The following is a 19,357-nucleotide window of genomic DNA, read 5'->3' as shown; positions in this document are numbered from 1 at the left end:
GTGCTCAACTCCTTTGACGTGGTGCGGTGTCGAGGCCGCCCATCACGAGGTCGACCAGCCGGCGCAGCCGGCGGCGGAGTACCTCCGGGGTGCCCTCGGACTGGCCGATGCCGACGGTCGAGGCGAGCAGGAGCTCGGCCGTCTCGCGGGGCTCGGGAGCCTCGTGGAGCAGGTCCGCCAGCGCGTCGACCAGCCGGTCCTCGACCGAGGTCAGCCCCATCGCGGCGGCCTCCGCGACCAGTTCCTGCCGGAACCCGGCCCCGGTGACGCCGATCGCCGTCTCCAGTTTCACCGAGAGCACACCGTGGACCTGGTCGGCCGGTGTCCCCCCGGCGTCGCGTGCGCGGTGGGCCGCGTCCGTCATGAGGTCGGTGACGCGCGCGGCGACGGCGGCGAAGACATCCTGCTTGTTCGTGAAGTGCTGGTACAGCGCGGGCCGGGACACGCCCGCGGCCCGCGCGACGAGTTCCATCGACGTCTGCCGGAACCCGTACCGGCCGAAGACGTCGACGGCCGCTGTGACGATGTCGTCCCGCTTGTCCATGCTGACAATTCTGACGAGAAATGTCAGCATCGTCAATGATTCGGATTTCGTCGTTGTGCAGCCTTCAGGATGCTGTATCCGAAATGCGCATAGCCTTTGAAGTGCTGTATCGGTAGTCTCCAGCGCTATGAGCGACCGCCTGCCTGAGACCGACCGCACCCGCCACCGCCGGCTCCGCGAACAGGGCAGCCTCGACCGCGCCGACCTGGACGCGATCCTGGACGCCGGTTTCGTCTGCCATCTCGGGGTCGTGGTCGAGGGGCGGCCGGTCGTTGTCCCCACGGTGTACGGGAGGGACGGGCGGCGGCTGTATCTGCACGGGTCCGTGGCGAGTCGCAGCCTCGCGGGCGGAGACCCCGTGTGCGTCACCGTCACGCATGTCGACGGGCTGGTGCTGGCCAGGTCCGTCTTCGAGCACGGGGTCGACTACCGCAGCGCGATGATCCACGGGGTGCCCCGCAAGGTCACCGACCCGGACGAGAAACTGGCCGGCCTGCGCCGCCTCACCGAACACGCGACGCCGGGGCAGTGGTCGTACGCCAGACAGCCGAACCGCAGGGAACTCGCCGCCACCACGCTGCTCGTCCTCGCGCTGGACGAGGCCTCCGTCAAGATCCGCACCGGCGGCCCCGACGACGGGGACGGGCCCGACGCGGAGCTGGGCCTGTGGGCCGGGACGCTGCCGCTGACCTCGACCTGGGGTGCGCCCGTCCCGGACCCCGCGTTGCCGGCGGACATCCCGGTGCCGGAGCACATCGCGCGCCGCGAGGGAACGGGGCAGGGGTGACCCGGCAACGTTCTGTCTGTGCCTGCGGCGCCACAAGGGGCGGTGCCGCCAGGGACCGTATCGTCGGCCGACTGCCGACTGCCGACTGCCGACTGCCGACTGCCGACTGCCGACTGCCGACTGCCGACTGCCGACCGGTCCGCACCGGACCGCGCCCCCCGCTCCTCCAGCACAACCACCGGGGGCATACCGTGAGGAGTCGTACGTCCGAGCAGGGCGTACGTGCCGGGAGGAGATACGGGATGGGCAGCCGCACCGCACTGGTCGAGGATCTGATGGAGCGCTTTCCGCATGTGCCGCGGGAAGCCGTCTTCAAGGAGGACCTGCTGCGCGGGGGTGTCGCCTTCGACCCGTCCGCGCTGAGCGACAACGAGGACGGCGAGGTCAAGCCGAAGTCGTACTTCATCTTCTCCTTCGACCACGGCACCCTGCCGGAGCTGGGCGAGGCCGCGCTGCGCCGCCCGCCCGAGGAGATCATCCTCACGGGCGGCCCGTACGACCTGAGGCGGACCGTCGTCTCCGTGCGGGTGAATCCGACCTCGCCGTACCGGGTGGCCTCCGACGAGGACGGCGTGCTCGGGCTCTATCTCGACGGCAAGCGGATCGCGGACGTCGGGGTGCCTCCGATGCCGGAGTACTACAAGCACAAGCTCGCCAACGGGAAGTCCGTCATGGAGGTGGCCCCGACGATCCAGTGGGGCTATCTGATCTACCTGACCGTCTTCCGGGTCTGCCAGTACTTCGGTGCCAAGGAGGAGTGCCAGTACTGCGACATCAACCACAACTGGCGCCAGCACAAGGCCGCCGGTCGACCGTATACCGGAGTCAAGGACGTCGAGGAGGTCCTCGAGGCCCTGGAGATCATCGACCGCTACGACACCGCGAAGGTGTCGACCGCGTACACCCTCACCGGCGGCGCGATCACCAAGACGGTCGCCGGGCGCGACGAGGCCGACTTCTACGGCCACTACGCCAAGGCCATCGAGGAGCGCTTCCCGGGCCGCTGGATCGGCAAGGTCGTCGCCCAGGCGCTGCCGAAGGACGACGTACAGCGCTTCAAGGACTACGGCGTGCAGATCTACCACCCCAACTACGAGGTGTGGGACGAGTACCTGTTCAAGCTGCACTGCCCGGGCAAGGAGCGCTACGTCGGCCGCGACGAGTGGCACAGGCGGATCCTCGACTCGGCCGAGATCTTCGGCGCGCGCAACGTGATCCCCAACTTCGTGGCCGGCGTGGAGATGGCGGAGCCGTTCGGCTTCAAGACCGTCGACGAGGCGATCGCCTCCACCACCGAGGGCCTGCGCTTCTTCATGTCGCAGGGCATCACGCCCCGCTTCACCACATGGTGCCCCGAACCGACCACCCCCCTCGGCAAGGCCAACCCGCAGGGTGCGCCGCTGGAGTACCACATCCGGCTCCTTGAGGCCTACCGTGCCACGATGGAGGACTTCGGCCTCAAGTCCCCGCCCGGATACGGCGAACCGGGCCCCGGCCGCGCGGTCTTCTCCGTCAGTTCCTTCATGGACAGCCTGCCCGCCGAGGAGCCCGCGTCTTTGTAAGGTAACGGTGTGGACAACTCCTGCGACGGGTGAGACGGGAGGGGCTCGGACACGTACAACTGCACAGAGGCGACTGACGGTTACCGTAATTGAATACCCGGCTTGTCAGTTGTGTGGGATGCGTGAAAGGCTCTGGCCCTGTCACGAGGCAGCCCCCCTCCAACTCGCTTAATGTCAGAGCTAGTTGGCCGTCATTCGTGGATGCAGGAGACCCATGCCCGACCTGCCGACTCCTCAGGACGCCGCTGAGGCCGCGCTGTTCACCGAGTGCTGGGACGCGGTGCTGTCCTACGCCGACCTGTGCACGTCCGGCGCCGCCCCGGCCACCGAGCTGGCGAGCGAGGCTTTCGCACTCGGTATACAGGAGGCCCGTTCCGCCGGGTCCGGCCCGATGCGCGGCCCGACCCGCCGGGTCCTGCCGGTGATACCGCTGCTGCTGACCGCCGTACGGACCACGGCCGCGGAATGGGAGTTCGCCGGGCGGGGGCACCGGCTCGACCCCGACCTGCGGCTCTGGCTCAACTCGGAGAAGGCGGCCCGCTTCCACGGCATGCCGTTGCAGCGCCCGATCGCCCTGCGCGGGCTGCGGGATCTGCAGGAGCCGGACGCGGCGCTGCTGTGGCTGGCCGAGGTCGAGGCGCTGCCGCTGACCGTCGTGGCCCGCCGCCTCGGCCTCGACCCGGCGATCGTCTCCGGTGAACTCGCCCAGGTGCGCGGCCTGTTCAGGGACCGCTGCCACCGCAACCACCTCGACTCGCCGATGGCCGCGGAGTGCCGCAGTTACGCCCGGCTGCTCGACGCGGTCACCCGCTCGCCGTCCGCCGACACCCCCGAGGACCTCTCGCGCCACCTCGCCACCTGCGTGCAGTGCGCGGAGGCCGCCGCCTGTCTGCGACTCCAGGGCGGCGGACTGCCGTCGGCCCTCGCGAGCGGAGTGATCGGCTGGGGCGGGCTCGCCTACCTGGAGCGCCGCCGCCGCGCCGCCGAGGTACGGCTCGGTGCCGGGCGCCCCGTGGCCGAACTGGAGGCGGGGGAGCCGAAGGAGGGCGCGAGCAAGGCGCGGCTGGTCCGCAACGGTCTGCTCGTCGCCGCCGTCCTCCTCTCCTTCGTGGCGCTCGGGGTGTCGATGATGCCGATGGGCGGCTCCGGGCGCGAGAACACGGCCAGCGACGACGCCGACACCCAGCCGGTGATCGACCCCGGCTCCACCGTGACCCCCGTCGGCACGCACCCGTCGAGCACGCCGTCCGCCTCCGGCCGGCCGACGGCCAGCGACAGCACGGCGTCCGCAGCGCCCGGCGACAAGAACCCCGACACCGAACCCCAGGGCACCGCCTCGGCCACCGCGAGCGACGCCCCCGCGCCGACCACTGGCGCGCCGGGGCAGCCGCCCGCCGCGGCGAGCTGCGACGTCACCTACGACCTCGTCGGCCAGTGGAACGACGGCTTCCAGGCCACGGTCACCGTCACCACCACCAAGGCCCTCGACAACTGGCGCGTCGCCTGGTCCTACCGCGACGGCCAGCAGGTCACGCAGATGTGGGACGCGAGCGTCGCCCAGGACGGCTCCCGGGTCACCGCCACCGCCGCCGACTACAACAAGAACGTCGCCGCGAACGGCAGCCTCACCTTCGGCTTCCTCGGCACCTGGAACAACAGCAAGAACTCGGCACCGTCCGGCTTCACGCTCAACGGGGCTGCCTGCGACTAGTTCTGACGGTGAGTCAGAGAAGTATGTGTGACTGACGGGGGCCCTGGAAACGGGGTCCCCCGAGTGCGTGCGGGGTCGGCGGCTCGGTTCGGGGATGTGTGCGTGTTGATCGCCGTAGCGCGGCCGCAATTTACTAAGGCAGGTTGATAAAGTAGCCTTAGTGTATGAGCGACGAAGATCTGGATCCCGACGCGGTCGCCTCCGCGCTGCTCGCGAGTATCGGCGTGCTGGTGCGGAGGGTGCGCCAAGTGCCCGTCGAGGGCGGGCTGACGATGCCCGAGCGGGCCGCCCTGGCGCAGTTGGACCGTTCCGGCCCCACCACCTCCTCGGCGCTGGCCCGCGACGCGCAGATCACCGCACAGGCCATGGGGGCCACACTGAGCGCGCTGCGGACCCGGGGCCTGGTCGAGCGCCGCCCGGACCCGGAGGACGGCCGGCGCGTGGTGCTGACGGTGACCGACGAGGGCCGCCAGGCGCTGCGGAACAAGCGCAACGCGCGCGCCGAACTCATCGGCCGAGCCCTGACCGGCGGCACCTTCACCCCGGCGGAACTGAAGCAACTCGCCGCAGCCGCACCGCTGTTGGAGCGACTGGCCCAGAAGATCTGATGCCGACGGCCGCGGAGGAAGCAACCGCATGACGAAACCTCCCAGGACGCGCACCCCGCGCCGTACGGCCGCCGTGGACCGTTACAAGTGGACCGCGCTGACCAACACCACCGCCGCGGTCTTCATGTCCGCGCTCGACGGCTCGATCGTGCTGATCGCCCTGCCGGCCATCTTCCGCGGCGTGCACCTCGACCCGCTCGCCCCCGGCAACATCGCGTACCTGTTGTGGATGATCATGGGCTACCGGCTGGTCCAGGCCGTCCTGGTGGTCACGGTCGGCCGCCTGGGCGACATGTACGGCCGGGTCCGGATCTACAACTCCGGGTTCGCCGTCTTCACCTTCGCCTCGGTCCTGCTCTCCTTCGACCCCTTCGACGGTGGCCACGGAGCGATGTGGCTGATCGCCTGGCGGGTGCTCCAGGCCGTCGGCGGCTCGATGCTCACCGCGAACTCGGCCGCGATCCTGACCGACGCCTTCCCCGAGGAACAGCGCGGCTTCGCCCTCGGCATCAACCAGGTCGCCGCCCTGGGAGGGATGTTCATCGGCCTCGTCGCCGGCGGCCTGCTGTCGGCCTGGGACTGGCGGGCGGTGTTCTGGGTGAACGTCCCCGTCGGCGTGTTCTTCACGGTGTGGGCCTACCGCACCCTCCGCGAGACCGCCGGACGCGACGGCGGCCGTATCGACTGGTGGGGCAACATCACCTTCGCCGTGGGCCTCAGCGCCACCCTGATCGCGATCACCATCGGCCTCCAGCCCTACGGCGGCCACACCATGGGCTGGACCAACCCGTCGGCCGACGCGCTGATCGCCGGGGGACTGCTCCTGCTGGCGGCCTTCGTCGTCATCGAGAAACGCGTCTCCGCGCCGATGATCCAGCTCGGCCTGTTCCGCCAACGGGCCTTCACCTTCGGCAACTTGGCGGGTCTCGCCATCTCCGTCGGCCGCGGCGGGATGCAGTTCGTGCTGATCATCTGGCTCCAGGGCATCTGGCTCCCGCTGCACGGCTACGACTACGCCGACACGCCCCTGTGGGCCGGCATCTTCATGCTGCCGCTCACCGCAGGCTTCCTCGTGGCCGGACCCGTCTCCGGCTACCTCTCCGACCGGCTCGGCTCACGCGGCCTGGCCACCGGCGGCGCGCTGCTCTTCGGCGCGAGCTTCCTGGGCCTGATGTGCCTGCCGATCGACTTCGGATACGGGATCTTCGCGCTGCTGATCACCGTCAACGGGATCGCCAGCGGGATGTTCGCCTCCCCCAACTCCTCCTCGATCATGGGCAGTGTGCCCGCGAACCTGCGCGGTGTCGCCTCCGGAATGCGCGCCACCTTCCAGAACTCCGGCACCGCCGTCTCCATCGGCGTCTTCTTCTCCCTCATGATCGCCGGACTGGCCAGGAGCCTCCCGCAGGCACTCACCACGGGCCTGGAACAGCAGGGCGTACCGGCCCACATCGCCACCCAGGTCGGCGAACTGCCCCCGGTCTCCTCCCTGTTCGCCGCCCAGCTCGGCGTCAACCCGGTCCAGCACCTGCTCCGGCCCAGCGGCGCCCTGACCCACCTCACCGCGACACAGCAACACGCCCTCACCGGAAGCGAGTTCTTCCCGACCCTGATATCCGGGCCCTTCCACTCCGGCCTGGTCGTCGTGTTCGCCTTCGGCGCCACGCTCGCGCTGCTCGCGGCGATCGCGTCGGTGCTGCGGGGCGCGAACCCGGCCGCGCCCAGAACTCCGGGGCCGCGGACGTCCGTCACCGAGACGCCGGGGCCGCGAACGCCCGTCACCGAGACGCCGGCGCCGCGAACACCCGCCGCCAGGATCCCACCGCGAACATCCGTCACCGAGACGCCCCCGCCCGCCCGGACGGACAGTCCGACGACCGGGACCACCACAGGAGAGACACCCCCGTGCCACTGACAACGATCGACCCCACACCCGCACTTGTCGTGATCGACCTCCAGAAGGGCATCGTCTCGGCTCTCGCCGGCACGGCCCGGCAGGCCGCCGCCACCACCGTCGACCGGGCAACCCGCCTGGCCACCGAGTTCCGGCGGCAAGGGCTGCCCGTGGTCCTGGTCAACGTCACCGGCCGCGCGCCGGGTCGTACGGACTCCGGGCGGTCCGCGGGCAGTACGGACTCCGGACGGTCCGCGGGCAGTACGGACTCCGGACGGTCCGCGAACAGCACGGACACCGGGCGGGTCGCGAACAGCCCGGCGCCGTCGGCTGGTTGGGCAGACCTCGTCGATGAGCTCGACGTCCGGCCGACCGACCACCTGCTCACCAAGCGGCGGCGCAGCGCGTTCCACGACACCGGTCTCGACACCCTCCTGCGGGACCTGGGCGCCACGCAGATCGTGCTCGCCGGCGTCTCGACCGGTTCGGGTGTCGAATCGACCGCACGCTCGGCCTCCGACCACGGCTACCACGTCGTCCTGGCCACCGACGCCATGACCGATCCGGACCCCGAGGCGCATCGGCACAGCGTCGAGCGTGTCTTCCCCAAACTCGGCGAGACCGCGACCACCGCCGAGGTCGTAGCCATGCTGGAGGCGACCCGATGACCCTGCTCGGCCGACTCCTCAACAACCGCAGAGCAGGGGAGACCCACACCGCGTGGAACCTGCCCCACCTGCAAGGCCCCGAGCTCCTGACCCTCACCAGCCAGGACTTCGCCGACGGTGCCACCATGCCGCTGGAGAACTGCGCGAAACACATCGGCGGCGCAGACCGGTCCCCCCACCTGGCCTGGACGCCGCCCCCGCCCGGCACCGCCCAACTCCTCCTGGTCGTGGAGGACATCGACGTTCCCCTGGCCAAACCGGCCGTGCACTGCCTCGCCCTGATCGACCCGGCGGCCGGACGCCTGGACCTCGGTGCCCTGTCCGCGCGACACCCCGGCCCCGGGGTACGGGTACTGCGCTCCACCGTCGGACGCGGCTACCACGGTCCCGCGCCCATCAAGGGCCACGGCCCGCACCGTTACGTCTTCCAGCTGTTCGCCCTCCGGGCCTCCCTCGACGGCGCCACGCCGGTGGACCGGGTACGCCCCCGCGCCCTCCTGCCCACCATCTCCGCGCCCGTCCTCGGCCGCGCCCGGCTGACCGGCGTCTTCGAACGCTGACTCCCCTGTGACGCGCAGTGAATCCGCGGCACACAGCGAATCTTGGGACACGTTTTACGTGGCGGACGAAACTGTTGCCCATGGGGTAACCGTCTGACATGGAGTCGGGTCCGTGAGGGCCGAAGCAACGAGAGAGTGGGGCACGTCGTGGGACGGCGCAAGGGCAGCATAGGGATCGCACTCGTCACAGGTGTGGTGCTGGTGGGCGCGAGTGCCTGCGGCGGGGGCGGCAGTGCCAAGGCGAGCGGGAGCGGGGACGACGCGAAGGCGTCGGGCAAGCCCAGCGCGAGTGCCTCGCCGTCGCCGACGAAGCCCGCGGGCCCGCCGATGCTGCTGGACACGATCACCCCGCAGACCGGAACCACGGTCGGCGTGGCCATGCCGATCTCGGTGATCTTCACCAACCCGGTGGCGGCCTCGGCACACGCCACGGTCGAGAAGCACATGAAGGTGAGCGCCTCGCAGCCGGTCGTCGGCGCCTGGCACTGGATGGGCAACCAGCGCGCCGACTGGCGCCCGAAGACGTACTGGCCCTCCGGTACGACGGTGAAGATCGACGCCGACATGACGGGCGTCAGCAACGGCAACGGCCGCTACGGCGTGCACAACTACACCCACACCTTCAAGATCGGCGACGACGTGCGCGCCGACGTCTCGGTCACCAACCACACCATGAAGGTGACCAAGAACGGCGCGACGGTACGCACCCTGTCGATCAACGCGGGCAGTGCCGAGTACCCGACGTGGGACGGCACGATGGCCGTCATCGACAAGCAGAAGAAGGTCCACATGACCTCCTGCAGCGTCGGCATCAGCTGCGACAAGGGCAGCCCCAACTACTACGACCTGACGCTGCCCTGGGACATCCACCTCACCCAGTCCGGCACCTACGTCCACTACTCGACCGGCGACCCGAACCCGGGCAGCGGCAGCGCCCGCGGCTCGCACGGCTGCGTCCACCTCTCCCTCTCGGACGCCGAGTGGTTCTACGGCCAGGTCAAGCAGGGCGACCCCATCACCATCACCGGCTCCCCCCGAGGCAAGGCCCCCGCGGACAACGGCTACGCGGACTTCAACCTGGACTGGAGCCAGTGGCTGGCGGGCAGCGGCTCGGGTGAGGGGACTACGGCGACGCTCTGACGGTGGTGCCGGCCACGGGGCGGTGTTCCTCGTCCTTCGTCATGTCCGCGTGGAGCAGGACTCCGGGCGGAGAAGGACGAGGAAGCGGTTCCGTGGACGAAAGCCTCCTTCCCCGGCGGTCCTGAGCCGAAGGACCGCTGCGCGGGCATCGACGACTGGCAACGGCGCGTGCGCGTTCAGTACGGAGCCATGACCAGCTCGCCGATCACACCCAGACCGACCTGGGCCGCGAGCCACGGCGCGCGTTCGGCCTCGATCTGTTTGACGTGGACGAAAACCGTGTGGTCGGGCGCGGGTTCCTCCAGTTCGAGGTCACGGACGTTCACGCACAGCGTCACGAACGCACCTCGCGTCCCACCGACGCCCAGGCCCGCTTCCGGCGCCTCGGGCCAGGCATTGAAGTCCCACCGAACCGAGGCGGGGCTTTCGCCCACCGCCCTGAGGAACGGCTCGACCGCATCGGGAGGCATGGCCCAGCCCCGCAGCCGAACGGGGAGGTGCGCCGCGGGATCGTCCCCCTCGGCCCACCGCTCGGCGCCCGGAATCAGTTTCAGCAGTGCGGCGAGAACGTCCGCCGAGGAGACCCGCGCCTCGAGATCGACTTCGAGATCCCGCAGATCGGCGATCGCGAGCAACCGCTCCGCAACGCGCAGTGCCGCCGAGAGATCAGTCGTTCTGAGGACGGGCTGCGCATAGGAGTTGGACATGGCGGCCACTCTGCCACTGGCGTTGAAGTAATTCGGTGGCGTCGAGGCTCCCGCGTCTTCTAGTCTCCGTGGTGTTCGAGCGGCCACCCGCGTGGTGTCGCCGGTGACTTGGCTTGTGCTGTGGGAGGTGTGACCGATGACTGTCTCTGTGATGGGCGCTGCCCGCATCCGGAAGTTCGTCAAGTCCACTCCCGTGGCCTCCGGCTGATCTCAGGACTTCTCCCGCGTCTGTGTGCGCGGTGCCGGGGCCACCCTTGTGAAGGGTCACCCCTTGTCTTTCTCTTCTCTCCCGGGTTCGTTCTCGTCGTCGCCCTCTTCCGTGCATCCGTTGCAGCCGTACGGCTGGGACGCGGAGTGGGAGGCCGAGTTCGGGCCGTTCGCCGGGCAGGGGCTCCTGCCCGGCCGTGTCGTGCGGGTCGATCGTGGCCTGTGTGATGTCGTCACGTCGGCCGGTGTCGTCCGTGCCGACACCGAGTTCGTCGTCCCCCGCGACCCGATGAAGGTCGTGTGCACGGGGGACTGGGTCGCCGTCGACCCCGAGGGCGGCGATCCGCGCTATGTGCGGACGTTGCTGCCCCGCCGTACCGCCTTCGTGCGGTCCACCTCCTCCAAGCGGTCCGAGGGGCAGATCCTCGCGGCCAATGTCGATCACGCGATCGTCGCCGTACCGCTGACCGGGGATCTCGATCTGGGCCGTATCGAACGGTTCCTCGCGCTCGCTTGGGAGTCCGTCGTGTAATGCACACCAGTCCTCACCTGCACAGATGCCGTTTGGAGCGGCCGGATCTGTGTTGTAGGAGGGCTATATGGCAGCGCGTGTGGCAGAGGAGTTCCGGGATGCCCGTCCCGAAGAGCTGGTCGGCAAGGGTCCCAAGGACCTGGCCGACCTGTACCTCCGGCGGAGCAAGAAACGGGAGACCCTCGAAACCCTCAAGAAGGTGTGGCTGGAGCAACTCAGCGCCTCGAAGCAGCATGTGCGGCGAGAGAAGCTTGAGGGCGCGATGACCGCCGTCATCGCCGGCGAGGTCAAGACGCTCGCGGTGTGGAAGACGGACCGCTTCGACCGCAGGGGCATGGCCACTCTGGGCGCGGCGCTGGACGAGTGCGACCGGCGCAGGGCACGGCTCTTCGTGCTCCAGGAACATCTGGACTCAAGCCGGCGGGGCGCACGGATCCTCTTCGCGATGCTTGCCGAGCGGGCTCGCGAAGAGATTGAGGACCTGACTCTTCGTGTCACGGCGGGCAAGACCGCGGCCCGGGTGGCAGGCAAGTGGCCGGGCGGGCGGACGCCCTACGGTGTGCGCCCGCCCAAGGGCTCGGGGATCGTCGAGCCCTTGGGCGAGTATCCGCACGCCCGGCGTATCGCCGACGAACTCCTCAAGGGCAGTTCGGCAATGAGCGTGGCCCATGGGCTGGAACAGGACGGAATCCGGACGCGTGACGGGGCCCGCTGGTGTTCTCGTGCCATCACCCGCATGGTGAAGTCGCCCGCTTGGGCTGGTCTTTTGCCGGCGAAGGAGCGCAAGTACGACGCCGACCCACCGGGACGTCACGCCACCGGTGCCTCACCCCACCGGCACCTCGCGCCGTTCGGCCTCGCCCTCGCTCGCCGTACGGTCGTGAAGGCCTGCGCCCTCGATGTCGACGTCGGGCACCCGATCGTTTCCGCCCAGGGTTTTGATCAGGCGCCGTCCTGGTCGGTCTGGTCAATTCGGCCGCCGCGCTTCCCGCCCGGCTCGCGGGAGCCCCGTCGTCAGGAGCGGCGCAGGGCGATCGCCAGCTGGGCGTCGATGGCCGCGAGCGTCGTGAACCGTCCCCCGCCGATCTGCACGTTGGGCTGCGTGGCGTTCTGGGTGGCGCTGACGACGGCCGTGGACAGGGTCGACCAGTTGTTCTCGAGATCCGCTCCGGTCACCCCTATTCCCTGGCTGCTCGACGACCCGTCCCCGCTGACGAAGTCGGTCTGCCCCGCGGTCCAGTTGCGGCCGCCCCTGATGGCCTGGCTGATGCGGTAGGAGATGAAGTCGAAACGGGCCCCCTCGGAGAGTGTCTGGACGAGGATCATCAGGGCCCGCGCCTGGGAGGACTGAGGGGTCGAACCGCGACCGCCCAGGTCTTCGATCGACCGCTGGATCGTGGAGAGCTCGATGGGCACGTTGACGCGGTTGGCGCCCGCGGCGTTCTCCATCTGGCTGTAGCTGAGCCAGTTCCTGTTCTGCGACGAGCCCGCTGCCACGGGCATCGTGGGCCCCTCACCCAGGCGGTAGTACACGTTCGTGCTCATGTTCCACCAGCCGACGACGTACAGGTTCCTGGCGTTCATCACCAGGGTGACGGTGCTGGAGCCGCTCGCCAGGGTGATACCGAAGTAGTCGTCCACATTGCGGGTCAGGCTGACGTTCCCGTAGAGACGGACGCTGTGGACCCGGCCGCGGATGGCGCCGATCAGGTTGTCGTACGCGTTGGCGAACTGCGCCTGGTTGGACATCGACAGGTTGTAGCTCATCCCGTCGGTGGCCCGGTCCGCGGCGGCCAGCTGGATGCCTCCGAGTCCGCTGGGCGCCGACGGGGCGAGCTCGCTCACGCCGGTGACCAGGAGGGCGCCGAGTACGGCGGGAATCGCGGCCTTCTGGAAACGGCCAAGGGTGTTCGACTTCATGGGGCTTCCCTTTCCTCAGTCATGGGCTCACTCGCGCCTTGGTACCGAACCGGTGGCGCCGAGCCGGGACCGAGCCTCGCGGCACCGCCGTATTGATCAGCAGCGGGTGCGGACCTGGAATCAATGAGGAAAGGAGGGAAAGGGGGAAGGGTGACGACCCCTTCAGCCGCAGACAGCGCGGTACGGCACCTCCGCACGTACGCCTGCCAGTCGGCCCGCGACAGCCCGCCGGAGCCCATGCGGGCGCAGACGGCGGTCACCACCCGGTCCGGGGCGACGGTGCAGCTCCGCAGCGGGACGTGCCGATCGGAGACGTACAGCGTGCCGCCGTTGGGGCCGAAGGTCGCGGAACGGATCTTGTCGCCGGTCGTGGGCGTCTCGGAGACCGGGGGCTGCTGGGTGTCGGTGTCCCAGAGCTGGACGGACTCCCGGCTCTGCTGCCAGGCGAACAGGCCGGCGGCCGGGGCGAGTGCGAGGAACGCGGACAGTGCGGCGGTCAGGGCCCGGGCTTTCCGAGCCTCACGGTCCTCGGCTTCGGCCTCGGCGGCGCGGGCCGTCGGGGAGTCGGTGAGGAAGGCGTGCTCCGGCAACCGCCTGGTCACACCACGCCCACCCCCACGCCGCTTGACTTCAAACGACATGGGGTGTCTGAACAGGCAAAACCTGCACCCTCCGCAAACTTGACCTGATCAAGGGGGCTTTGCATGTCCAAGCCCTCTAGAAGTCAGGAAAGTGGGACGGTTGCAGAACCGTGTCGAGTGATCGTGGGAACTTCTTCTCGAAGTACTCCACCGCTGTCCGGACGTGGTCGGCTGCGGCTTCCTCGGCGGCATCGGCATCGCCAGCGACAATCGCCGTGGTGATCGCCGTGTGCAGTTCCACGACGGAACGCAGTGCCGCCCGGCTGTAGCGGACACCGGCCTCGTGCCCGTCCAGGATGGTGTGCAGCGACAGCGATACGGCTGCGAACATCGGGTTCCTGCAACTCTCAGCCACCAGCCGGTGAAAAGTCTCGCACTCGCGAAGGAAGGCCCGTTCGTCGGAGACGGACGCCTTCATCCTGGACACCGATTCCATCAGGCCCTGATCGCGGCGCGGATCGGCCTCGACCGCCGCGAGCCGTGCCGTCGCGGGATCGACTGCCGCTCGCACCGCGTAGATGTCCCGCAAGGTGGCCTGCGATGTCACGAGGAACAGAAAGAGGACACGGGTGACGCGATCGATCTCCGGGCGGCTGACTTCCGGCCCCCCGGCGGGGCCCATCCTCATCCGGAGCAGGCCGTCGGACTCCAGGATCCGGAGCGCTTCCCTGAGCGTGGCCCGGCCGACCCCGAAGTGCTCGATCATCTCCCGCTCCGGCGGCAGTCGGTGACCCTGGGGTAGCCCTTCCTCCAGAATTGTCCGGGCGATCAGGTCCGCGACCCGGGTGGACAGGCGCGTCCGGTCGGTTTTGAGTGTTGCCGCTCGTTCCAGCAACACGTCACGAGTCGCTGAGGCCCGGTCAACCGCCATGTGCGCTGAGTCCCGTCTCCCCGGAGGGTGCGTTGCGGCCACCGTGCCTGAATTCGGCGCCAAGTGGCCGCGACACGCCTGTGGCGTCAGATGTCGAGTGCCGTAAGTAGTAGCATACACCGCAGAGATGCACTTGCGTCGGATGATCGGTCGCCGCTTGGCGGAACGGCATGGGGCGTGGTCAACCCGAGCGCGCCGCACGGACCGGCAGCGACCGCGCTGTCGGACAGCAGCGGCTCAGCGGGCCGAGTACCGGTTCGCAGCCGGCAGTTGGGTACTTTCCTTTGGATCAGTCGGTCGTCGGTCTGGGCGTGCCGTCAACTGATACGCAGGCGGGCGCGGATCGTGTCGTCGCCCCCCCCGGCGGACGCCGGAGCGAGGTGGCCGGACCATCGGGAGGTGATCGACGCGATGTCCTTCTAACCCGCCTCCCCACGGATTTTCGCGGTGTGCTCACCGAGAGCGGGAATCTGCCCGGCCCGGATCAGCCAGTCCGCACTGGCGGCCGGCGGCAGGAGAACCGGTAGGTCACCGACCGGTGATCCAACCTGACGCCAACGTTCCCGCAAGGTGAGCTGAGGATGGGCCACAAGACCGGGCACGTCGTTGAGGACCGCGTTTCCGATGCCCGCCGCGTCGGCGAGCCGCTGGATGTCGGCACAGTCGCGCTGCCCGCACCAGGCACCGATGATCTCGTCGAGTTCGCCCCGGTGGGTGACCCGCCCCGGGTTGCGCACCAGTCGGGGATCCTCTGCGAGATCGGGACGATCGAGCACCTTGAGCGCGAAACGCTGCCACTCCCGGTCGCTGGTCGTACCCAGCACGACCTGCCGTTCGTCCCTGGTCCGATAGGCACCGTACGGCGAGACCATGGGTGATCCCATGCCCACCGGATCGGGCACGCTGCCGGTGTGGATCAGCTGGTTGATCGCAACGCCCATCAACTCGGCGACCACATCGATCATGGCCAACGACACCACGGTCCCGCGCCCGGTCCGATCCCGGTCGTACAGAGCGGTGAGCACGGCCGAGAACGCGTAGAGCCCGGTGCCGACATCGGCGATGGGAATGCCGGACTTGACGGGCTGTCCCGGGACGCCGGTTATCGCGCAGGCGCCGCCCTCGGCCTGGACCAGGAGGTCGTAGGCGCGCTTGTGGTCCAGCGGACCGCCCCGCCCGTAGCCGGAGATGTCCACGACGATCAACCGGGGGTGCCGTTCGAGCAGTTGGTCGCGGTTCAGGCCGAGCCGGTCCAAGGCGCCGGGGGCGAGATTGCTGACCAGGACGTCCGCTTGGGCAAGGAGCCGGTCGAACACCTCGGCGTCGCGGCCGTCGGCGAGATCGAGCGCGACCGACTCCTTGCCGTGGTTGAGCCAGGCGAAGTGCGAGGAGAGCCCGCGCACCGCGTCGTCGTAGTGCCGCGCCGAGTCGCCGACTCCCGGTTGTTCCACCTTGATGACCCGGGCGCCCAGGTCCGCCAGATGGCGAGTACACAAGGGGGCGGCCACGGCCTGCTCCAGCCCCAGAACCGTAACGCCCTCCAGCGGCGCGTGCGGGATGCGCGGCGTCACGTGAACCTCGGCGGTCGCTTCTCGCGGTGGGCGGCCAGTCCCTCGGAGACATCGGGACCGCCGAATCCGTAGAACTCCATACCCAGCGAGGCATCGAAGATCGGCCCCAGTTGGCGGTACCAGTTGTTGAGTGCGTACTTCGTGGCCCGGATCGCGCTGGACGACCCGGTCGCCAGGCTCTTCGCGATCTGCAGAGCGCGGTCCTGCACGGCGTCGTCATCCACGACCAGTGACACCAGGCCTATCCGCTCGGCTTCCTCGCCCGTCAGGACCTCGCAGGTGAGAAGGTAGTACTTCGCTTTGGCCATGCCGCACAACAAGGGCCAGCAGATGGCCGCATGGTCGCCGGCGGCGACCCCGAGCCGGGTGTGGCCGTCGATGATCTTCGCTCGTCGCCCCGCGACGGACACATCGGCGAGCACGGCCGCCACCAGCCCGGCGCCGACCGCCGGCCCATTGATCGCCGAGACGATCGGTACCGAGCAGTTGATCACGTTGTAGACCAGGTCGCGGGCTTCACGCATCGTCCGGGTACGCACGTCGAAGTCCTTGACCATGGATTCGATCAGATCGAAGCTCCCGCCCGCGGAGAACGCCCGCTCGCCCGCGCCTCGGATCAACACGCAGCGGACCGACGGGTCCTGGTCGATCGCCGGCCAGATCGCGGCGAGGTCATGGTGCATCCGCGGCCCGACGGCGTTGAGATCGGGGCCGTCGAGCACGATGCGCAGCACGCCCGTGGCGGGCCTGTCGACGGTGAGTGACGGGAACTGTTCGTAGGAGGCGTTCTCCACGCCGTTGTCTCCCTCGGTCATGCGCCGGTTCCCGACAGGTCGGCGGCGCGGGCGGACAGTTGGAACCCGGTGTACCCCTGTGCCGCCACCTCCTCGCACTTCGCCCGGTAGACACCCACTCCGCCGACGTAGGGCATGAACACCCTTGGTTTGCCCGGTACGTTGGCTCCCAGATACCAGGAGTCGGCCCGCAGGTAGAGGGTCCCCGCGACGACCTCCTGCACATGCTCGAACCAGGCGCGCTCGGCGTCCGCGTCCGCTGTGATACGGGCGACGCCGTTGTCCCGGAGCCAGTCCAGGCAGTCGCCGATCCACTCCACATGCTGTTCGATCGACACGACCATGTTGCTCAGCGGCCCGGGACTGCCGGGGCCGGTGACGAGGAAGAGGTTCGGGAAGTCGCTGACCGCCAGCCCGAGATAGCTCAGTGGTCCGGCGGCCCACTGGTCCCGCAGGCGGACATTGCCGAGGCCGCGGACGTCGATCCGCAGTACCGCTCCGGTCAGCGCGTCCCAGCCGGTGGCGAACACGAGGCTGTCCGCCTCGTATTCGGCGTCACTGGTTTCGATACCCCTCGGTGTGGCGCGGACGATCGGGGTACTGCGGACGTCGACGAGCGTCACGTTGTCTCGGTTGAACGTCTCGTAGTAGGCGTTGCCCAGACAGGGCCGCTTGGTGCCGAAGGGGTAGCTGCGGGGCATCAGCTTCCGTGCGGTGTCCGGGTCCCGCAGGATCTGGCCGATCTTGGCCCGGAGGAAGTCCGCAACCGTGTCGTTGGCCTTCTCATCGGTCAGGATGTCGCCGAAGGTGAGCCGGAAGGCCAGCAAGTGGCTCTCGTCCCAGGCCTGTTGGTAGACGGCCTGCCGTTCCTCGGCTTCCACGGCGAGCGCGGAGACCGTCGGGAACTGCGCGGGAACACCGAACCGCGAGCGGCGCGCGAGCGCCCGGCGCTCCGGGTAGTGCTTCCTGACCGCGGCCATCGCCGTGGCGTCCAGGGGATAGTTGACCGAGGGAACCGTGTAGTTCGCCGTCCGCTGGAAGACGACCAGTTCGGCCGCCTGTTCAGCGATCAACGGTATCGACTGCACCCCTGATGACCCGGTGCCGACCAGTGCCACCCGCCGGCCGGTGAAATCGACGCCTTCGTGCGGCCATCGGCCGGTGTGATAGCTCGGGCCGGCGAACGTCTCCAGCCCGTCGATCTCAGGGGGTTTCGGAGTGGACAGCACGCCGGTGGCCATGATGCAGTACCGCGCCTCGACCTGTTCCCCCTTGTCGGTCGTCACGGTCCATGAATCGCGTGTCTCGTCGAAGACGGCAGAGGTGACCGAGGTTCCGAGCACGATGTGCGGCCGGAGTTCGAACCGGTCCGCGACATGGTCGAGATACCGCAGGATCTCCGGTTGCGAGGCGTAACGCTCGGACCAGTGCCACTCCTGTTCGAGCTCGGCCGAGAACGAGTAGGAGTAGTCCACACTCTCCAGGTCGCATCGGGCGCCGGGATACCGGTTCCAGTACCAGGTGCCGCCGACGCCGTCGCCCGCCTCGTAGGCCCGGACGGTGAAGCCGCTGTCGAGCAGCCTTTTGATCATGTACAGACCGGCGAAGCCGGCGCCGACGACAACGGCGTCGAACCGTTGGTGGTGCGTTGTCATGACGTCATTCCTCTCCTGCGGTCCAAGTCGTTCGCCGCCGGGAACGGGGAGCCGAGTGCGGCCAGGCGGTCGCGGATCGCGCGCCCGAGGAACTCGACTCCGGCCGCACTGCCGGGCAACAGGCCGACCATCATCAAAAAGGCGTGCATCTGCCCGTCGAAGCGCCGGTGCGTCACCGCAACGCCCGCTGCCCGAAGCGCCCGCGCGAAGTCCTCCCCCTCGTCGCGCAGGACATCGTGCTCGGCGGTGACGATCACGGCCGGCGGCAGTCCGCCGAAGGACTTGGCCGTGATCGGTGACGCCTCGGGTTCCGTCCGGCGGGACCGGTCGGGCAGGTAGTGGTCCCAGTACCAGAGCATGGTGTCCCGGGTGAGCATCAACTGGTTCTCGGCGGCGGTGTACGAGGGTCTGTCGAAGTCGCAGTCCGTCACCGGGTAGGCGAGGAGCTGACCGTCGATGCGCGGGCCGCCGCGGTCCCGGGCCCGGAAGGCCGCCGCGATCGCGAGATTCGCCCCGGCACTGTCACCGCCGACGAACAGCGGCACCCGGTCGCCCACAAGCCGCGCGGCGTTCGCGGCACACCATCGCAGGGCCGCCCACGCGTCCTCGACGGGTTCCGGGTACGGATGCTCCGGCGCCTTGCGGTAGCCGACCAGTGCCACGGCGCAGGAGGTGGCGGCTGCGAGCGCGCGGCCCAGGGGCTCGAATTCCTCCGCCGACCCGACGACCCATCCGCCACCGTGGAAGTAGACCATCAGCCCAGCCGGCCGTTCGTACGGAACCAGCAGGTCGACCGGCACCGCCCCACCCTCGACCGGGACCGTGAACCGCTCACGTCCGTACATGGCGGGTCCGCTGTCGAGACGGGCGCGCAGCCCCCGCATCGCCTCTCTCGCCTCGTCGGGCGTCATCTCATGACGTGGCTTGGTCGCGTTCCGTGCGGCAATCTCCAGGAAACGACGGGTCTCGTTGTCGAGCGTCACGG

General features: G+C 69.2%; 17 protein-coding genes and 2 pseudogenes. 10 read left to right on the top strand and 9 right to left on the bottom strand.

The genetic code is table 11. The annotated features are described in order from the left end of the window. Window positions 1-4: 4 nt before the first annotated feature. Complete coding sequence (locus ACQHII_RS11715) at window positions 5-544, bottom strand: TetR/AcrR family transcriptional regulator (protein WP_427919242.1); 540 nt, start codon at window positions 542-544, stop codon at window positions 5-7. Window positions 545-671: 127 nt separating this feature from the next. On the opposite strand from ACQHII_RS11715, the gene ACQHII_RS11710 reads away from it, so the two are divergent. The 8 genes from ACQHII_RS11710 to ACQHII_RS11675 all read left to right on the top strand — a co-directional run bounded on the left by ACQHII_RS11710 (window position 672) and on the right by ACQHII_RS11675 (window position 9,474). Further along, window positions 672-1,331, top strand: a complete 660-nt coding sequence (locus ACQHII_RS11710; protein WP_427919241.1) for a pyridoxamine 5'-phosphate oxidase family protein — start codon at window positions 672-674, stop codon at window positions 1,329-1,331. Window positions 1,332-1,573: 242 nt separating this feature from the next. Continuing rightward, window positions 1,574-2,893, top strand: coding sequence for a radical SAM protein (locus ACQHII_RS11705; protein ID WP_427919240.1), 1,320 nt, complete (start codon window positions 1,574-1,576; stop codon window positions 2,891-2,893). Window positions 2,894-3,107: 214 nt separating this feature from the next. After that, window positions 3,108-4,604 carry a cellulose binding domain-containing protein gene (locus ACQHII_RS11700; RefSeq protein WP_427919239.1) on the top strand — a complete coding sequence of 499 codons (1,497 nt, stop codon included), beginning with the start codon at window positions 3,108-3,110 and terminating at the stop codon, window positions 4,602-4,604. A gap of 164 nt (window positions 4,605-4,768) precedes the next feature. Further along, window positions 4,769-5,212, top strand: a complete 444-nt coding sequence (locus ACQHII_RS11695) for a MarR family winged helix-turn-helix transcriptional regulator (protein ID WP_427919238.1) — start codon at window positions 4,769-4,771, stop codon at window positions 5,210-5,212. Window positions 5,213-5,240: 28 nt separating this feature from the next. After that, window positions 5,241-7,127 (top strand): MFS transporter, encoded by a 1,887-nt coding sequence (locus tag ACQHII_RS11690; RefSeq protein ID WP_427919237.1) that lies wholly within the window; start codon window positions 5,241-5,243, stop codon window positions 7,125-7,127. Beyond that, a complete protein-coding gene (locus ACQHII_RS11685) occupies window positions 7,118-7,774 on the top strand; it encodes an isochorismatase family cysteine hydrolase (protein WP_427919236.1) in 657 nt (218 codons plus the stop codon). Before ACQHII_RS11690 ends, ACQHII_RS11685 begins: the two co-directional genes overlap by 10 nt. Then, window positions 7,771-8,334 (top strand): YbhB/YbcL family Raf kinase inhibitor-like protein, encoded by a 564-nt coding sequence (locus ACQHII_RS11680; protein WP_427919235.1) that lies wholly within the window; start codon window positions 7,771-7,773, stop codon window positions 8,332-8,334. The genes ACQHII_RS11685 and ACQHII_RS11680 overlap by 4 nt, the downstream gene beginning before the upstream one ends. A gap of 147 nt (window positions 8,335-8,481) precedes the next feature. Further along, the gene (locus ACQHII_RS11675; protein ID WP_427919234.1) at window positions 8,482-9,474 is read left to right on the top strand and encodes a L,D-transpeptidase; all 993 of its coding nucleotides are present in this window, start codon (window positions 8,482-8,484) and stop codon (window positions 9,472-9,474) included. A 176-nt stretch (window positions 9,475-9,650) separates the two neighbouring features. Here ACQHII_RS11675 and ACQHII_RS11670 read toward each other — a convergent pair whose 3' ends face one another. Then, a complete protein-coding gene (locus ACQHII_RS11670; protein ID WP_427919233.1) occupies window positions 9,651-10,181 on the bottom strand; it encodes a hypothetical protein in 531 nt (176 codons plus the stop codon). A gap of 271 nt (window positions 10,182-10,452) precedes the next feature. Here ACQHII_RS11670 and ACQHII_RS11665 point away from each other — a divergent pair. Beyond that, window positions 10,453-10,911 (top strand): annotated as a pseudogene (locus ACQHII_RS11665) (ribosome small subunit-dependent GTPase A); the annotation flags it as partial. Window positions 10,912-10,987: 76 nt separating this feature from the next. Next, a pseudogene (locus tag ACQHII_RS11660) lies at window positions 10,988-11,695 on the top strand (recombinase family protein); the annotation flags it as partial. A gap of 239 nt (window positions 11,696-11,934) precedes the next feature. On the opposite strand, the gene ACQHII_RS11655 reads toward ACQHII_RS11660, so the two are convergent. From ACQHII_RS11655 to ACQHII_RS11625, 7 genes are all read right to left on the bottom strand, one after another. Continuing rightward, window positions 11,935-12,840: a ribosome-inactivating family protein gene (locus ACQHII_RS11655; RefSeq protein ID WP_427919232.1), complete on the bottom strand. Its 906-nt coding sequence runs from the start codon at window positions 12,838-12,840 to the stop codon at window positions 11,935-11,937. After that, the gene (locus ACQHII_RS11650; RefSeq protein ID WP_427919231.1) at window positions 12,837-13,442 is read right to left on the bottom strand and encodes a hypothetical protein; all 606 of its coding nucleotides are present in this window, start codon (window positions 13,440-13,442) and stop codon (window positions 12,837-12,839) included. The genes ACQHII_RS11655 and ACQHII_RS11650 overlap by 4 nt, the downstream gene beginning before the upstream one ends. Window positions 13,443-13,557: 115 nt before the next feature. Beyond that, window positions 13,558-14,319 (bottom strand): FadR/GntR family transcriptional regulator, encoded by a 762-nt coding sequence (locus tag ACQHII_RS11645; protein ID WP_427919230.1) that lies wholly within the window; start codon window positions 14,317-14,319, stop codon window positions 13,558-13,560. A gap of 452 nt (window positions 14,320-14,771) precedes the next feature. Further along, window positions 14,772-15,923 carry a CaiB/BaiF CoA transferase family protein gene (locus ACQHII_RS11640; RefSeq protein ID WP_427919229.1) on the bottom strand — a complete coding sequence of 384 codons (1,152 nt, stop codon included), beginning with the start codon at window positions 15,921-15,923 and terminating at the stop codon, window positions 14,772-14,774. Continuing rightward, a complete protein-coding gene (locus tag ACQHII_RS11635) occupies window positions 15,920-16,738 on the bottom strand; it encodes an enoyl-CoA hydratase/isomerase family protein (RefSeq protein WP_427919228.1) in 819 nt (272 codons plus the stop codon). The genes ACQHII_RS11640 and ACQHII_RS11635 overlap by 4 nt, the downstream gene beginning before the upstream one ends. Next, entirely contained in the window at window positions 16,735-18,372 is a 1,638-nt protein-coding gene (locus ACQHII_RS11630; protein WP_427919227.1) for a flavin-containing monooxygenase, read from the bottom strand. The genes ACQHII_RS11635 and ACQHII_RS11630 overlap by 4 nt, the downstream gene beginning before the upstream one ends. After that, the gene (locus tag ACQHII_RS11625; RefSeq protein ID WP_427919226.1) at window positions 18,369-19,355 is read right to left on the bottom strand and encodes an alpha/beta hydrolase; all 987 of its coding nucleotides are present in this window, start codon (window positions 19,353-19,355) and stop codon (window positions 18,369-18,371) included. The genes ACQHII_RS11630 and ACQHII_RS11625 overlap by 4 nt, the downstream gene beginning before the upstream one ends. Between the last annotated feature and the right edge of the window lie 2 nt (window positions 19,356-19,357).

The sequence above is a fragment of the Streptomyces sp. cg40 genome (genome assembly GCF_050320165.1).
Lineage (GTDB): Bacteria > Actinomycetota > Actinomycetes > Streptomycetales > Streptomycetaceae > Streptomyces > Streptomyces hokutonensis.
The sequence above is the reverse complement of the archived record's forward strand: the minus strand, read 5'-3'. Positions and strand labels throughout refer to the sequence as shown.

Bases quoted from the DNA above. Each gene is read 5' to 3' on its own strand.
- ACQHII_RS11700 (WP_427919239.1), top strand. From the start codon at position 3,108: ATGCCCGACCTGCCGACTCCTCAGGACGCCGCTGAGGCCGCGCTGTTC.
- ACQHII_RS11710 (WP_427919241.1), top strand. From the start codon at position 672: ATGAGCGACCGCCTGCCTGAGACCGACCGCACCCGCCACCGCCGGCTC.
- ACQHII_RS11695 (WP_427919238.1), top strand. From the start codon at position 4,769: ATGAGCGACGAAGATCTGGATCCCGACGCGGTCGCCTCCGCGCTGCTC.
- ACQHII_RS11715 (WP_427919242.1), bottom strand. From the start codon at position 544: ATGGACAAGCGGGACGACATCGTCACAGCGGCCGTCGACGTCTTCGGC.
- ACQHII_RS11635 (WP_427919228.1), bottom strand. From the start codon at position 16,738: ATGACCGAGGGAGACAACGGCGTGGAGAACGCCTCCTACGAACAGTTC.
- ACQHII_RS11705 (WP_427919240.1), top strand. From the start codon at position 1,574: ATGGGCAGCCGCACCGCACTGGTCGAGGATCTGATGGAGCGCTTTCCG.
- ACQHII_RS11630 (WP_427919227.1), bottom strand. From the start codon at position 18,372: ATGACAACGCACCACCAACGGTTCGACGCCGTTGTCGTCGGCGCCGGC.
- ACQHII_RS11690 (WP_427919237.1), top strand. From the start codon at position 5,241: ATGACGAAACCTCCCAGGACGCGCACCCCGCGCCGTACGGCCGCCGTG.
- ACQHII_RS11680 (WP_427919235.1), top strand. From the start codon at position 7,771: ATGACCCTGCTCGGCCGACTCCTCAACAACCGCAGAGCAGGGGAGACC.
- ACQHII_RS11670 (WP_427919233.1), bottom strand. From the start codon at position 10,181: ATGTCCAACTCCTATGCGCAGCCCGTCCTCAGAACGACTGATCTCTCG.
- ACQHII_RS11655 (WP_427919232.1), bottom strand. From the start codon at position 12,840: ATGAAGTCGAACACCCTTGGCCGTTTCCAGAAGGCCGCGATTCCCGCC.